Origin of the sequence: Roseateles depolymerans (genome assembly GCF_003387155.1) — a bacterium.
Taxonomy (GTDB): domain Bacteria; phylum Pseudomonadota; class Gammaproteobacteria; order Burkholderiales; family Burkholderiaceae_C; genus Roseateles; species Roseateles depolymerans.
Map to the genome: position 1 here is coordinate 1,120,896 of NZ_QUMT01000002.1, position 15,553 is coordinate 1,136,448.

The window sequence follows — 15,553 nt, forward strand, 5'->3', positions numbered from 1 at the left end:
CGCCGCGGTGGGAACTGCGGTGGCCTTTGTCATGGGAGCGCACGCGAACCTGTCAGGATTTTTGTGCGCGAATCACCGATCGATCAGACAGCCAGCACCGCCATGCTCCCAGCCCAGTTGGTGGAACCAGGGGGCGTGAGCGACATGTACTGTGGGACTTCAATGCCCTGCGTGCTCAGCAAGCCTTCAATATCCTGATCCAGCATGACGACGCCCGGAACGTCGGTGAAACGGATCTGATCCAGCCGACCGTTGGAACGGTCAAACCAATCCACCACGGTGACTTCATCTCTGGAGTCCTTCAGCGTGATCTTCAGGTGACTGCCCTGCTTCTCAAAACGCAGGTCCGACAGCCGTATGCCTGGACCAAACTCCAGGATATCGATCTCGTCAGCGCCGCGCCCCGATTCATCGAGCGTGTCTGACCCGTCGCCCCTTCCAAAGCGATAAAGATCACTGCCTGCCCGACCCAAGAGGTAGTCGTCGCCCGCGCCGCCGATGAGCAGGTCATTGAGGCTGCCGCCAAGGAGTTGGTCATTGCCCGCCCCGCCCCAAAGGCGGTTCTCGCGTTGATTCAGGCCGGCGAGGTAGTCGGCCCCGTCGCTGCCGTGCAATTCGGCGAGTGCAAACAGATCCTGCGCGCTCAACACGCGGCCATCGGCAAACTCGATGCGCTCCATCACATCAGGATTGAGCCAAAGTCCCTCCACCAGCACGGCATCGTCGGTCCCCCAGCTCAACTCAAGCCCATCGCCAACGCATCGGACGATGAGGCGGTCGGCCTCGATGCCGACGCCAAACCGAAGGGTGTCGATGCCCGTTGCGGCCAGGCTGTATCCGTCCCCGATGGTGTCACGCCCCTCCTGTGCGTTCACGATGAAAAGGTCGTCCTCCCCCCGGGAGAGCATTCGGTCATTCCCTTTGCCGCCCGCGATGACGTTGTTTCCATACGGTGCATAGATGGCGTCGTCGCCGTCGCCACCGAACAGCAGGTCGTTGAAGTGACTGCCGGTGATGGAATCATTGCCGGCCCCTCCATACACGGCCACCGCTGCATCCCAATGCTGGTAGTAGAGGACGTCGCGCCACTCGGTACCGCGGAACACCTCGCGGCCGTGGTGCTGAAGCGCTTCTTGAAAGTCGCCGGGGCTGGCTGCGCCGGGAACTGCCGCAATTGCCGGAATCGCCGAATTTTCCAGCGCCATGCTGACCTGCGCGGCAGCCTCGCCGCCTCTCTCAAGGGATTGGAAAAAGCTGCTCATCCGGGCTCGGGCCGCGGCATGATCGGGGCTCGTATCAGCCGCCCATTCAGCCTGCCAGAACGTTTTGATGTGGCTGACGTCCCACTGGAGAGAAAGGTCGGGCGCCACTGTCACGTTCAGCCGCCCCAGGACGTCGGCGAAGTCAACCTGCGTCAGGAGCCGTTCTGTCACGAAATCGACGATGCGGTCGTAAGCCCGCTCCAGCGAGACGCTGGCATCCCGCCCAGGCATAGCCGATACGCTCGACGCCTGCATAAACGCCTGACCCAGAACGATCTCGACAGTCCCAACATGGCGGGCGTCGATGAACTCGCCCCGCGAGTGGGGGTCCAAAGAGGCGGCGCCGGTCCAGACCTGAACGATCTCGTGAATCAGCTCGGTCCGTTGGGCTGGGGATGAGATCCAACGCTGGACGAGCGCCTGCAACTGCCCGCTCTTGTCGGCCGCCATGGCCTGATGAAGGGACAGGGCATTCCCTACCGATGGCAAGTCCGGCAAGGCGTCAATGTCAGGCGTTGTTTCGTAATGCACCAACGCACGGCTTTTGGACGGATCGGTATTGAACCAGACGTCGTCGATGCTCCTTTCGTGGCCCTCCGTCGTCCTATAAAAGCCCTTCTGACGGTGGACGTTGCCGGACGCGTCGGTAGTCCACGGCGAGAAATACTGCAGTCCGATGGAGGCGACGTTGGCCTCTGACAGCGAAAGAAGTTCACCCTCATCCACCACCGCGTTGGCGTTCGCGTCTTTCCAGATATTCAGTTGGGTGAAGACTGCGTCAGCCGCAGTGATCCGGCCGTCGCCGTTGGCATCAAAAGCGGCAAGCGCTTCAAACCCATTCTCTGCCTTGCGACCGTCGGCCAGTCGTGTGTGATTGCCAAACAATTCAGCGCCTGAATCGATTTGGCCATTGCGGTTGCGGTCGAGCACCAGCAGACCGTCGGTCGGTGCCACCCAGCCAGTGCGCTCGGCAAAGCCGTTGTGGTCAAGATCGAAGTAGACGGAGGCAGGGTTCAATGCCAGCGTGGTCACGCCGTCGCCATCGAGATCGAGAACCAGCGGCGAGGCTGTCGTGGTGGCATCACCAAAAGCGCGTTTGACCGCGGCCAGCATGGCGTCCGTTGCTTCGCCAGCCGCCGCTCCGCCCAGCACGCCACCCGCAACACCGGCGAGCAGGGTGAGCGAACCCGCCGCGATCGCGCCTGCAGGGCCCAGGAGATACAGCGGCGCGAGCGCGGAACCCACCATCTGCGCCGCAGCGGTTCCTGCTGCCAAGCCTCCCGCAAACTCCGCCAGCCAGCGACTGAGCAGCGAGGCGGCGCGGACGTTGTCCCCCTGGTCGATCGCGGCATTCGCTTCGGCCGCAACAAGCCCGAGGCCGATGAGATCGCCGGCCCAGCCGAGCTTGTCCAGCGTGCGCAGCGCCGCTGCCCGGAGGGCCGCGTGCTCCGGGCCCATCAGTTTGGACTGCTCGAGGTAATGCTCCTTGATCTCGTGAAGGATCTCAGCGCCCTCGCGGTGTGATTCGAGCTTGGAGGGTGGATGGTCGGGAGGGTAATTGGCGCCGTTGCGGTAGTCCTCGAAAACGACGGTGGGGTCGTTGCTGGGGATGCCGGTGGCGGCGAAAAAGTCACTGGCGTCGATGCGCGGGATGTTCGCGACTATGTTGCCATTTCCGTCATGCACTGGCGCCCGGATCAAATCTCCCTGACTATCGACTGCGAATTGAATTTCGGCGCTATAGATCTCAGACTGGGCACTAATGGCTTTGAACGCGTCGTCTACTCCACGGGCCTGTAGATCTCCACGAGGAATTCCATCAATTGAGGTAATTTTTTCGTTATTGAGCGCATGGGGCACCTCGGTTTTTCCAAAAACTCTATCTTGCAGCGCGCCACCCGTGAGAGTACGCACCTCTCCTTCTGTCGCGTCGACAAATCTCCGAGACACGTCAGCCCATGGGCCGTCAGTGGGATGGTACAACGCCTTATACATCGCATCGACGGCCGCTTTTTTTGATGGCGCAAAATGATCCAAATCCGCCTTTTCAAGTCCGAAGGTTCGGAGCCACGCATTTTCGAAAGCTGGCGATGACAAAAATTTGGCAGCATCGGTATTGTCGACGATGCGTACCTCTTGGCCACTCGACTGGAAGGCGAGCACAACACTGGCTGCGGAAACCCCTTGAATGGTGGCGCCGCTGTAGAGTAGCGTCACCTTGCCGTATGAATTTGTGGCATCCAGTTCTTTTGCAAGTTCAATTAGAGCATGGGTTGTTGAATATTTCTGAGGATTTTCCTCGAGTTCTGCCAGTGCTTCTGCCAGTGTGAGGTACGTCATACGTCCTCCACCTTGTCAGAAACCTTTAAGATCACGCGACCTGACGCGGGCCCTCGAGCTGAACTCGTCGGCGCCTCTCTGCAGCATACTCTCGCAAGAAGAGCGTCGCGGAGCGAATTGAAGAACTCTACATTACGGCATTCAATTCCAAATCTTCGATTGACCCCTGCATCAGATACCTCCCATATTCCCCAGACTCGATAGGCAAATATCCATTCGCTTTCTAGAACGCCTTCCAAATCGCCAAATTGAGTTCCGTCATAATCATCAGGATCAATGGCAGCCCTAGTAAAGACAATGAAATCGCGCCCGCCACAATGAAAGTGAAAGTCCCTTTCGTAACGTGCTTCAAAATCGCCAGGCTCATTCTTCCTGCCATGCAACCTTAAGACTCGAATAAAGGTATTGCTGTCATGATCAATTGCCCATTCGCGGGAAGGCACCGCCAGGGATAACCACTTATCGCTCCGGTCCAAGTCGAACTTCTTACGGTCTTCTTCCGATATCCGCTCACATACAAAACCCATCTCAACTCCGCACAAAAATGAAAATGCGGACGTTAATGAATGGAGTTCGATCGCGAAATTACATGGAATGACTGTCTTGCGCACATCCTCGTTGACTGCAACGAGGCGTTCCCCCGTTCGTACTCACCATGGTTCTGGAAAAACTAACGCGTAGTACACAAAGATGGGGGATGTTTCTGCGTCTTCCCGGGGCGCTCAGAAGGGCGATAGACTCAATAAGCATTCCCATGCTTAGCCATTCCCTCATGTCTGAGTTTTAAGCCTCTTGTATTGCCCTCGGCGCGCTTGGAACTTGGCAGCGTTGGCCGGTATCGCACTGTTTGCCGTCCACAGATTGGCCCTCCCAGCCACGGTTGATGGCTTGATCGCCGCTGCTCAGGGGGTTTCTCAGCCCGAGGTAACCACTGCGGCGGTCACTCGGAACGCTTTACCTGCCGGCACCCCGTCTTGGCGCAATCGCTGCGAAGGCGCAGCCCGCTGGGTCGATGCTCATCCCGAGCAAACTGAGGAAGCGATGCGACAGCAGGATGCATCCCGCACCCTCGCTGATGCCGCCTTGTTGGCAGAGTTGCAATCCGGCTTTGATGCCGATCAGACCGCGCGCGGCGCCTGGGTGGCCGACCTCAGCTCCGCTACTGCCAGCGCCAAGGTCTCTCGCATCCACCGAGACAACCTGCGCTGGATGATCAAGACCTTCGCCAAAAAGCGTCTACTTACGGCAGGCCAGGTCGGCGAAGATGGCCTGCACCTGACTTGGCTACTGGTGCAACACGCGAACAGTCACCCGCGCTATCAACAGATCGCGCTGGCTCAATTCACCAAGCGCCATATGGCCGGAGAGTTCAGGTCTGCAAATCTGGCGCGCCTCACTGACCGAGTCGCCGTGAAGTTTGGGACTGCTCAGCCTTATGGCAGCTTGCAGAACTGGGCCAAGGGCGGTGTGGAAGTGCAGAACATCCCGGACCTGGCGACCGTCGAGGCAAACCGAGCTGCGCTGGGAATCATGCCCTTGGCCAACTACGAATGCATGATGCACGCCGTCCGCGGACCCGCGGATTGAATTGTCAACGGTCGCCCAATTTTCCCACCCGGGATTATTCGACGACCACTGACACTTCAATCGCCGCCTGCCTTTGGGCACGGCTTGAGTAAGCTGCATCGCCCGCGGCTCGTGTTGCAATCCTGGCGTCGCACCGTGTCCATCGCCTCGATGGCCAGCGCCACGACATTGAAGCTGTCACAGTTGAATTCTGGCCACCATATTCATGGGGAAGGCGGACGTTAATGAATCGAGGAAGGTCGCGAAATTGCATGGAATGACCATCCCCAGGATGTCACGCGTGCCGTCAGGCCGCGGGCGTAATTGGCCACGATCTTGTCGTCGAAGCCTGTCAACCGACGCTCATGCTTGGCGACCAAGATCGGCTCGAATGAGCTGGCACGGTCTCGTGGCACTTCGCCTACGAGTAAGCGCTATTAATGAGCCTGGCGTATTTCAGCTATCCGAATTATTTCCGAGTTCCGCCACGGCCTCTTTGACGGTGAGATATCTCATACTTTCTCCTCCCTGTCAGAAACCTTGAGGACGACCCGACCCGTTGGGGCTGGATCGGCGCATTCAGTCGATGTCCGACGGCGAAGATTCAGCTCAAGCAAGGAAGTTCTCAATGCGTTGAAGAATTCCTTGTCTTGGCATTCAATCCCAAAGCGCCGATTGACGCCGCTATTCAAAACCTCCCAGATTGCCCAGACCCTGTAGATGCCAACGCGCTCGTCTGGCTGTAGATTACTCAGGTCACCAAATTGACGACCATCGAAATCTTCGAGTTGAATGGCCGCTCTCGTATGAACAACGAAATCGCGATCTTTCCAATGAAAGTGAAAATCGCGCTCAAAGCGTGCCCCCGGATCGCCCGGCTCATTTTTCCTCCCAAAAAGACGGAGCAACCGTATAAATGTTCCACTCGCGCGATCGATCGCCCATTCAAGCGATGGCCCAGCTAAAGACAACCATTCATCGCTTTGGTCCAAGTCAAATAGCTTACGGTCATCTTTCGATATCCGTTCATATACGAAACCCATCACAACTCCGCAACTCCCGTAATAACTACACGTCCTGCGCAAACCCAGCAGGCCATGCGTCCACCGGCTGCGTCCCGCTGCTTGGCGCTCGCGTCGACAAGCGTCCGAACGGACCGCCAATTGCGTAATCTTCGACATCGCCGGCCTCATTTTTCCTGCCATGCAACCTTAGGACTCGGACAAAGGTATCGTTCCCATGATCAATAGGCCATTCGCGAGAAAGACCAACCAGAGATAGCGATTGGCCGCTCTGGTCCAAATCGAACCCTTTGCGATCTTCTTCAGATATCCGCTTAGATACAAAACCCATTTCAACACCGCACAAAGTAAAAATTCAAACGTTAATGAATGAAGCTGGATTACTGAATTTGATCCGGCGTTAATATCCGTCATCTAAAGGTCTTATTTAAGATGACTCACGTCACACCACCTCGACGTTGTTTGAAACTTTGATTATCACGCGCCCTCGCTTTCGAATTTCCGACCAATCACCGTGACAAGAGAGCCCTAAATTCAGATATAGCAGGGCTTGTCGTAGCGCGTTAAAGAACTCCGCATCCTGGCATTCAATTCCAAACCGGCGGTTGAAACTGATGCCAACCAATTCCGATATGGCCAAAACCCAATAAGCTGCCACACGCTCATCTGGCCCCAAATCATCCAGATCACCAAACTGGCGACCTTCATAATCTTCGAGTTGGATGGCTGCTTTTGCATAGATGACGAAATCGCGGCCATTCCAATGAAAATGAAAATCTCGATCAAAGTGCGCATCTGGATCGCCCGGCTCCTTTTTTCGTCCATAAAGCCGCAGCAATCGAATAAACGTTTCAGTATTCCGGTCGATTACCCATTGACGAGCTGGAACTGCCAAAGCCAGCCAGTTGTCGCTTTGATCCAAATCGAACCGCTTACGGTCCTCTTCAGAGATTGACTCATACACATAAACCATTTCAACTCCGCACAAGACTGAAAATGCGGACGTTAATGAATGGAGTTCGATCGCGAAATTACATGGAATGACTGTCTTGCGCGCATCCTCGTTGACTGCAACAAGGCAATACCCCGCTCGTACTAACCATGGTTTTGGAAAAACCAACGCGCAATACACAAAGATGGGGGATGTGTCTGCGTCTTTCGGTGGCGCTCAGGGGGGCGATAGACTCAACAAGCATTCCCATGCTTAGCCGGTCACTCATGTCCGATTTCTTGGCCCTGTGGGTCGCCATCGGTGCCCTTGGAACATGGCGACGTTCGCTCGTGGCGTATTGCGCGCCATCCACCGGTCGGCCCTCCCCGCCGCGGCCAACGGCTCGGTCGCCGCTGCTCAAAGGGTTTTTTCAGACCGAGGTCACCACTGCGGCGGTCCTTCGAAACGCTTCACCCGCAGGCACCGCGTCCTGACGCAATCGCTTCGAAGGCGCAGCCCGCTGGGTCGATGCTCATCCCGAGCAAAGTGAGGAAACGATTTGGCAGCGAGATGCATCCCGCACCCTTGCTGCTCCCGCCTTGTCGGCAGAGTTGCAATCCCGCTGAGATGCCGACCAGACCGCGCACAGCGCTTGGCTGCTCGTGCATCACGCGGATAGTCACCCGCTCTTTCAACAGATCGCGCCGGCTGAATTCACCAGGCGCCTATGGCCGGAGGGTTCAGGGCGCAGATCTGGCCTGAAGCACGCCTTCCGCGGACTCGCCCCGTACTGACGATCAGCCGCCTCAGCGCACCGATCGTGCTCCCGGCACTGCGGGCCCCGCCGCCGTCACCGTCTTGCCGCCACCCGTCCCGAGCGCAGCCGACGCATCAATCCACTGCCGCATCAACGCCAGCGCACGCGGATGTTTCCCGTCGATCTTGAGGCACTTCTGCAGCCAGCTGATGCCACCCGCGCGATCCGTCACGGCCACGCGTTCAGCCTTGCGCACATACAGATCGGCCAGCAGCCGCCGCGCCGACGGGTCGCGCCGGTCCTGGGCGGAGCGACGCTCCAGCAGGGCGATGGCCTCATCCACCTCGCCCTGCGCGGACAGCATGGCAATGTGCTCCAGCTCGTTGCGATCACCCCCACCACCGGGTGCGGCAGTCGCAGCGGCCGCCTCCGTGCGGGCGCCCTTCCCTGCCGTCCCCGTCACCGCGTCCTTGCCGCCGTCTCCAGCGGCCTCCTTGCCAGCCGGCTTGGCGGCTGCCGTCTTCACAGCCTCTTTGCCGCTGTCCTTGCCAGTGTCCTTGGCCGTCGCGTCACCGGCCGCGTCCTTGGCGGCGACCTTCGCATCGCTCTTTCCACCGCCCTGCGCGACCGCTTTCGGAGCATCCTTGGCCGCATCCTTCCCAGCAGCCTTCTCCGCCAGACGCGCCGCCTCCTTGGCCTCCCGCGCTTCCCGCGCCGCCGCTTCCTTCGCCTCACGCGCCTCCTTGGCCGCAGCCGCCTTGGCCTGCGCTGGCGTCAGTGGCTTGGGCTCGGCCGCTCGCCGCAAGGTGATGCGCGACGGGGTGCCCAGGTAGCTGCGCTTATTGCGCTCCTTCTCAATGGCCCGCAGTGCATCCGCCGCCTTGGCGTTGTCCGGTTGAAGGCCCAGCGCGGCGAGGTAGTGCTGCGTGGCACCGTCCAGGTCGCCCTTGGCCTGCGCCTGCTGGGCCTTTTGCATCCGCTCGGCCACACCGGCATCAATCTGTCCCTGCACTGCCAGCAGCCGCTCGCGGTAGCTCTGCTCCTGCGGACGCAGCACCGTCAGCACTTCCCAGGCCCACGCGGCTTCCGCCCACTGGCCCTTCTGCTCAAGGTCCTTGGCGCGCTGGAACTGCGCCAGCTCGAAGTCACCGACCGGCCCGCGGGCCACAGGCGGCGGTGCATCCGGCGCGCGCTCGCTGACCGTGCCGGTCGTCGTGCAGGCCGACAGCAGCGCCGCACTCGCCAGCAGCACCGGCAGTGCCGTGCGCTTGATCTGAGACAGCGCGTTCATGGCGCCGCTCCAATCTTCCGGCTGGTCTGCAAACGGGCCTTGAAGGCCTCCAGATCATGGTCCCCAAAAATCATCGTGCGACGCAGCATCAGCGGCTGCGCAAAGAAAGCATTGCCGCCAGGATTGACCGTCACCGCCAGATTGAACTTCTGCCGCGTCAGTTGGTCCAGCACCAGCTCATTCGCATCGCCATACGGATAGGCAAACTGCCGCACCGGGCTGTTCAGGCGCTTCTCCAGCGTGTCCCGCGGAAACACCACTTCCTGCTCGATGTTGCGCAGATAGCGTTCGTCCGTCTCGCCGGCCGTGCGCTCAATCAGGTTGCGGTGGGTCTTGGAGTGGGACTGGATGTCCATCAATCCGGACGCCGACATCTCCTGCAATTGCGGCCAGGTCAGCGCATCGCCCGCGCCGAGGAAATCGGTGTAGACAAACATCGTGGCCGGCAGGCCCAGCTTCTTGAGCACCGGGAATGCAAACCGGTAGACCGATTCATAGCCGTCATCAAAGGTGATCACCACCGACTTGGCCGGCAGCGGCTGCTTGCCTTCCAGGTACGGCGCCAACTGCCCGAGCTTGAGCACCCGGTAGTTGTTCTTCACCAGCCATTCCATCTGCGCGCTGAAGTTGGCCGGGGACACGGCCATCTTGCCGCCCACCGTGCCAATGCGGTGATAGCACAGCACCGGCACCGTCTGGTAGCTGCCCGGCCACACACCCACCGGGTTCTGCGGCTTGAGCGGCACGACCACCGGCTGCCCCGCCTCCAGCCGGGTCAGCCCGCCATTGGCGTCGCTGATCTGCCAGTCGTTGTCTTCGCTGCCCAACAGGCGGGCCGCCAGCCCGCGCAGCGAATCACCGCTGCTGGGCACATAGATCATCAATCGGTCATTGCGGGCCAGCACCTGGCCGGACAGCGTGGGCTGGTCCGGCGTGGTGGGCGTGACGGGCGGCTGCGCCGGCGGCGTGGACGTGCATCCACACAGCGCCAGAACCACCGCCGCGCATGCACCCTGCAGGGAGGTCAGTTTCATGGCGACGGCGCTCAGCGGTTGCGGTCGTTGGAAGGATCCTTCGACGACCCGGCGCTCCGGTCCGTCCTGATCACGGTGGCGGGCTTGCCCGACGAACTGCTGCGACTGCCCTCTTTCGATCCCGATCCCGACGCCGACTTGCCCTTGGCCGCCGCTGCCGCCAGCGCGGCAGTGGTGCGAATGGTCTCGGGCTTGCTCTGCCCGGCCGTCAGCGCCTGGCGGTCCTGAAGGGCCTGCGCCATCTGGTCGAAAGCGGCATACAGAAGGCCGAATTCATCCTTGCGCTGCTCGCGGATGCGGAAGGCATACCGACCACGGGCAATCTCGCCCAGCGCCTCGTTCATCAGCTTGATCGGGCGCGAGAACCAGTTGCCCACCACATACATAGCGATGGCCACGGCCAGCACGGTGACAAGCGCCAGGATGGCCATCAGCGTGCGGGACAGCCGCGCGACGCTTTCCAGCGGCCGCTCCGGCAGGCCCAGGGCCACATGCCCCACCACCTTGTCGTTGTAGGTGATGGCGGTCTCGAAACCCAGCACCGGCTCACGCCCCACCAGGTAACGGGTGCGCTTGACGCCGCCCAGCTCGCCCAGCACTTCCCCGCTGGGGGTCTGGTAGGCCTTGCCCACCGCATCGGCATTGCTGGACGCGCGCACGATGTTGTCCTTGTCGGACAGCGTGAGACTCTGGAAGTCCCGCGTCTTCATCATCTCGGCCAGCAGCACGTCCACCGTCACCCAGTCTTCGGCCAGGGCGGGCGTGGCGTTCTGCACGGCGATGAAGCGGGTCAGCGCGGCACCGGAGTCGGCCACCTGCTGCATCATGGCGCCGTACTGCCGGTCCAGGATGATGGTGCAGGTAATCGCCATCACGATGGCCACGATGGCCGCCATCATGGCCGTCCACTTCACCCGCAGCGGGATGATGCGCGGACGGTCCACCGCCTGCGATTCCTCGTCGATCTCGGCCAGCACCCGCGTCAGCGCATCGGCCAGTTCAGCGCCGCTGGGGAAGCGGTCGTCCGGGGCCTTGGCCAGGCAGCGGTCCACCACCCGGCGCAGCGAAGCGGGAATGTTGGGACGCAGCTTGTTCAGCGGCGTCGGCTCTTCCTTGGCAATCTTCAGCGCCAGGTTCACCACGCTGTCGCCGGTGAAGGGACGCTGGCCGGTGAGCATCTGGTACATGACGATGCCCACCGAGAACAGGTCGGCCCGGCCATCGATCTTCTCGCCGTTGATCTGCTCCGGCGACATGTACTGCGGCGTGCCCAGCACGTCGCCCACGCGGGTGCGCTGTTCGCCTTTGCTGGACTCCATGTGGGCAATGCCGAAGTCCATCACCTTGATGTCCAGCGTGCCCTTGGAGCGGGCGATGTTGCCCGGCTTGATGTCCCGGTGGACGATGCCCCGCTTGTGCGAATAGTCCAGGGCCCGAGCCAGCTGGATGGACATGACCACCACATCGCGGATGGGCAGCGGCTTGCCGGGTTCCAGCACGTCGGCCAGCGACTCGCCGTCCAGCAGCTCCATGGCCATGTAGGGACGGCCGTCGATCTCGCCCACATCGTGCACGGTGACGATATTGGGATGGGACAGACCGCCCGACGCACGGGCTTCACGCAGGAAGCGGGCGCGGTATTCCTCGTCCTCGCAGAGCGAGGCATGCAGGAACTTGATGGCCACGTCGCGGCCGATGCCGGGGTCATGCGCCTTGAACACGCTGGCCATGCCGCCGCGGCCCAGCCGCTCACGGATCTCGTAGCGGCCGACCTGGCGCACCGGCATGTCGGCCTGCGGGCTGGGCGCGCCGCTGCGGACCACGGGCACGGGCGGGATCAGCGGCCCGCCGGGCAGCGTCGCGGCGCGGAAGGCGGCCTCGGCCTCGGCCTGCAGGGACGGGTCGAAGTGGGTGGCGGCGAATTCCGAGTCGTCATCGTCGTCGTCCGCCGGCTCATTGATGATGGGCGATTCGAAACGGCGGGTGATGGGCTTGCTGGGCGGCGGGACCGGTGTCGGCGGGGTCGTCGGGGCCGTCGACGCGGGCGGCGCGCTGGCCAGCGGCGCTGCCACCGAAGCAGCCGGGGCGACCGGTGCAGCCACCGGAGCCGCCATGCTGGGCGATGCGGAAGGCGTCACAGCCGGAGCACCAGCGGTTGCCACTGCCGGTGCAGCAGCTGGGGCCACAGAAGGCGACACCGCCGGAGACACCGCTGGCGAAGCAGCCGCAGCCGCAGCCGCCATGGCCTTGAACGCCGCACCGGGCACAACGACGGTGGAGTCATCACTCGCGGCGCTGTCCGGAATCCCGGTGGGCAGGGGCGGCGTGGTGGTCAGGTCGAGGTCTGTGGAAGCGTCCGCAGAAGCCGTAGAAGAAGGAGAGGACGTCACAGGCAAAGCAGTGTCCGCAGGCACAGCTGCGGTGGCAGGGTCAGAGGGTGAGGCAGGCGCCGCAGGCGCTCCAGGCGCCCCAGGCACTGTCGCACGAGGCTCGACCCGATTGGCCGCCGTGATCGGCGGCATGCGGTCCAGCGGCATGCCGGCCGGAGTGATCCGGGTCGCATCCGGATCCATCATCGGATCGTCGGCAGGGCTGGTGCCCTTGTCGGGCTTGGGGAAACCTTCAGGTCGTGACATCAAAACGCCTCGCCGCGGCCGGATGCCGCCTCATGCGCAATGGTCATTGTCTCTCTGTGCCAAGGCAATGAACCAAAGTCATCTGACCATTCCGGCACGTCATGCAGCTTTGTAACAACGAACGCTGACCGGGGCTTACCGGCCACCACGCCAGGTCACGATGGCTTACCTTTGGTCACGCAGGGACGTTTCCAGGGGTGTCGCGCAGGTGTCAGGGTGCGAGCAGCTCACCTCGCCTGTCGGGCGCGCCTGAGGGTCGTCCTGGCCCGCTCCGTTCAGTTCTGATTGACCTTCGAGCCCTTGAGGGTGATGTCGCCGTCGGCCTTCACATTGACCTTGCCGCTGCCGACGATTTTGATGTTGGCCCCCTTGAGCTGGATGTCGCCATTGCTCTTGAGCGTCAGCGACGCCGAGCCGCACTTCAGCACCAGCTCGTCCTTGGCATTGATGACGGCCGTGGCCTGCGTATTCACGGCGTAATTGGCGCCTGCATCGAAGCTCATGCTGGAGCCGGACTTCACCGAATATTTGGCGCCGGCGCTGCGGCTCATGTTGGCGCCTGCCTGATGGCTGATGTTCGTGCCAGCGGTGACCGACTTGCTCACCCCGATCGTCTCACTGCTGAGCCCGCCGATGCCCACGATCTTGGCAGCCCCCACCTCCTGCATCAGCGCACCGCCCACCAGATGGTTCATGGCAGCGCCCACCGTCAGCGCATAGGCCGCCCCGATGGTCTCTGCCTTGGCCAGCGAGACCGTCACCGTCTGGGTCGACCCAAAACTCTGACTGTCCGCGCCGCCCACGGTCAGTGTGTGGGTGCCGGTGACTGCTTCCGTCTGGTTGCCGCCAACCGTCAGGGATTCGTTGGCGCCGACGGTCGCGGTGCGATTGGCGCCGACCGCCAGCGACTGGTTCACGCCGATCTTGATCGTCTGGTTGTTGCCCACCGTTTGCTTCTGGTCGTTGCCGACCGATTCGGTGTCGTCCACATCGATGGTGTCGGTGCGGTTGTTGTGCACCACCAGCGTCTGGTCGTGCTCGATGGTGGACTGCATGTCGAATTGGCCATGCACGGTGATCATTTCCTTGCCGGCCGTGTCGTCCATCGAGAACTCGTTGTAGCCGGTGGCCTTGTGGCTCTTGGACTTGATGCCGCTCACCACACCGCCGGCGGGGAGTGCGAACGGCGGCATCTGCTCGCCGTTGTAGACCCGCCCGGTGATCAGCGGCTGGTCCGGGTCGCCCTCGACGAAGTCGACGACCACCTCCTGCCCGATGCGGGGAATCGAAATGCCGCCCCAGCCTTTGCCGGCCCACGGCTGCGACACGCGGATCCAGCACGAGCTTTTTTCATTGCGCTGCCCGCGTCGGTCCCAGTGGAACTGCACCTTCACCCGCCCGTATTTGTCGGTGAAGATCTCTTCGCCGGAGGGGCCGGTCACGATGGCGGTCTGCGGGCCGGGTGCTGCGGGCTTGGGCGTGCGCCGCAAGGGCCGGAACTGCTGATCAGCCGGAATCGCAGTGAAGCTGCAACTGAGGCTGGAGTCGCCCGAGCCCGACTCGCTGGTGGCCTGCTGCAAGTGCAGCGTGGTGCCGGTGACCAGGTAGTCCGCATTCTGGTCGTCGCGGGGATGGCGGCTCAGCGACAGCCGATGCCCGGTGCACACGCCCTGCGCATTGCAGCTGGCCTCGAAAGACTGCTGGTAGGCCTGCAACTCGTCCAGGCGGTCCTCGGCATATTGCGATCCGTCGGAAGTCTGCAGGTAGCCGCCGGGGAAGTCGAAGATCTCGCCGTCGGACAGGTCGTAGTTCCGTGCGCGGGCCTGGTTGGTTTCCAGGGCGCTGGAGGGTTTTTCAAAGTCGAAGTCGGTGATGACCACCTTGCCGGGCGTCATGCTCTGCACCGCGCTCCAGCGGTCCACGTATTCCTGGGCCGGTGGCGACTGCGATCCGCCGCCATAGAACGGCAGCATCTCGCAGTTCGGTGCGCAGTCGTGCGCGCTGGCGGAATCGGTCAGCACCAGCTTGTGGCCGCTGTCGTCGTGGGTGAAGTACCAGTAGATGCCCTCATGCTCCAGCAGCCGGGCGACGAAGTTGAAGTCGGTCTCGCGGTACTGCACGCAGTAGGTCCAGGTGCGGTAGGGACGCTGGAGGTGGAACTCGAATTTTGCGACCGGGTGATCGTCAAACACCGCCTTGACGATGTCCGGCACCGTCTGCTCCTGGAAGATGCGGCAGTCGGCCGTGCGGGTCAGCAGCCAGAGCCACGGCCGCAGTGTCATCTCGTAGACCGCAAAGCGACCTTCGAAGCCGCGCTGGGCAAAGCGGGTGACGAAGCCGGACAGATGCCGCGGCGCGTCGTCCCGCAGGGCCACCGTCAGAGCGGCCGTCTTGCCCAGCAGGTCGCTGGCCTGGAGGTCCTTGCGCTCGCTGAGCATCGTGACCTGCGTCTCGCCCAGCTCGCTCAAGCGCTCCGTGGACACGCATCGATGCAGGCGAAGCACGTCGTCGGCGAGCGGCGTCTTGAGGCGGAAAGGCACGGCCATGGCGGCTCCAGGGTAGGCGTGCTGGCGACGGTAGGCCGGCGCATGCCCGCCGCAAAGCGACCAAAGTCATGCCGGACACCTGCCGCCGGAAATCAGCTTCATGTCCCCTGCTTCCGCAGCCCTGGGCACCAACATGACTTTGGTCGCTTTACCGCCAGGGAGGCGACT

Annotated in this window: 9 protein-coding genes and 1 pseudogene; 1 reads left to right on the forward strand and 9 read right to left on the reverse strand. The window is 62.0% G+C overall.

Translation table 11 applies throughout. The features are described from left to right. Positions 1 to 83 precede the first annotated feature (83 nt). Both DES44_RS12830 and DES44_RS24675 read right to left on the reverse strand, forming a co-directional pair. On the reverse strand, positions 84 to 3,602 hold the full coding sequence (locus DES44_RS12830) for a calcium-binding protein (protein WP_083525609.1): 3,519 nt from the start codon (positions 3,600 to 3,602) through the stop codon (positions 84 to 86). Then, complete coding sequence (locus DES44_RS24675; RefSeq protein WP_147307070.1) at positions 3,599 to 4,213, reverse strand: hypothetical protein; 615 nt, start codon at positions 4,211 to 4,213, stop codon at positions 3,599 to 3,601. Before DES44_RS24675 ends, DES44_RS12830 begins: the two co-directional genes overlap by 4 nt. Positions 4,214 to 4,490: 277 nt before the next feature. On the opposite strand from DES44_RS24675, the gene DES44_RS12835 reads away from it, so the two are divergent. Beyond that, positions 4,491 to 5,189 carry a DUF6624 domain-containing protein gene (locus DES44_RS12835; protein WP_147307071.1) on the forward strand — a complete coding sequence of 233 codons (699 nt, stop codon included), beginning with the start codon at positions 4,491 to 4,493 and terminating at the stop codon, positions 5,187 to 5,189. A gap of 278 nt (positions 5,190 to 5,467) precedes the next feature. Here DES44_RS12835 and DES44_RS12840 read toward each other — a convergent pair. The 7 genes and pseudogenes from DES44_RS12840 to DES44_RS12865 form a co-directional block, all read right to left on the reverse strand. After that, positions 5,468 to 5,587: pseudogene (locus tag DES44_RS12840) on the reverse strand (transposase); the annotation flags it as partial. A 93-nt stretch (positions 5,588 to 5,680) separates the two neighbouring features. Further along, positions 5,681 to 6,211 (reverse strand): hypothetical protein, encoded by a 531-nt coding sequence (locus tag DES44_RS24680; protein WP_147307072.1) that lies wholly within the window; start codon positions 6,209 to 6,211, stop codon positions 5,681 to 5,683. A gap of 421 nt (positions 6,212 to 6,632) precedes the next feature. Continuing rightward, positions 6,633 to 7,163, reverse strand: coding sequence for a hypothetical protein (locus tag DES44_RS24685; RefSeq protein ID WP_147307073.1), 531 nt, complete (start codon positions 7,161 to 7,163; stop codon positions 6,633 to 6,635). A gap of 764 nt (positions 7,164 to 7,927) precedes the next feature. After that, positions 7,928 to 9,169, reverse strand: coding sequence for a tetratricopeptide repeat protein (locus DES44_RS12850; RefSeq protein ID WP_058935283.1), 1,242 nt, complete (start codon positions 9,167 to 9,169; stop codon positions 7,928 to 7,930). Further along, entirely contained in the window at positions 9,166 to 10,203 is a 1,038-nt protein-coding gene (locus DES44_RS12855) for a polysaccharide deacetylase family protein (RefSeq protein ID WP_058935284.1), read from the reverse strand. Before DES44_RS12855 ends, DES44_RS12850 begins: the two co-directional genes overlap by 4 nt. 11 nt (positions 10,204 to 10,214) lie before the next feature. Then, on the reverse strand, positions 10,215 to 12,839 hold the full coding sequence (locus DES44_RS12860; RefSeq protein WP_083525610.1) for a protein kinase domain-containing protein: 2,625 nt from the start codon (positions 12,837 to 12,839) through the stop codon (positions 10,215 to 10,217). Between the two features lie 275 nt (positions 12,840 to 13,114). Then, positions 13,115 to 15,385 carry a type VI secretion system Vgr family protein gene (locus DES44_RS12865; protein ID WP_058935286.1) on the reverse strand — a complete coding sequence of 757 codons (2,271 nt, stop codon included), beginning with the start codon at positions 15,383 to 15,385 and terminating at the stop codon, positions 13,115 to 13,117. Positions 15,386 to 15,553: the final 168 nt, after the last annotated feature.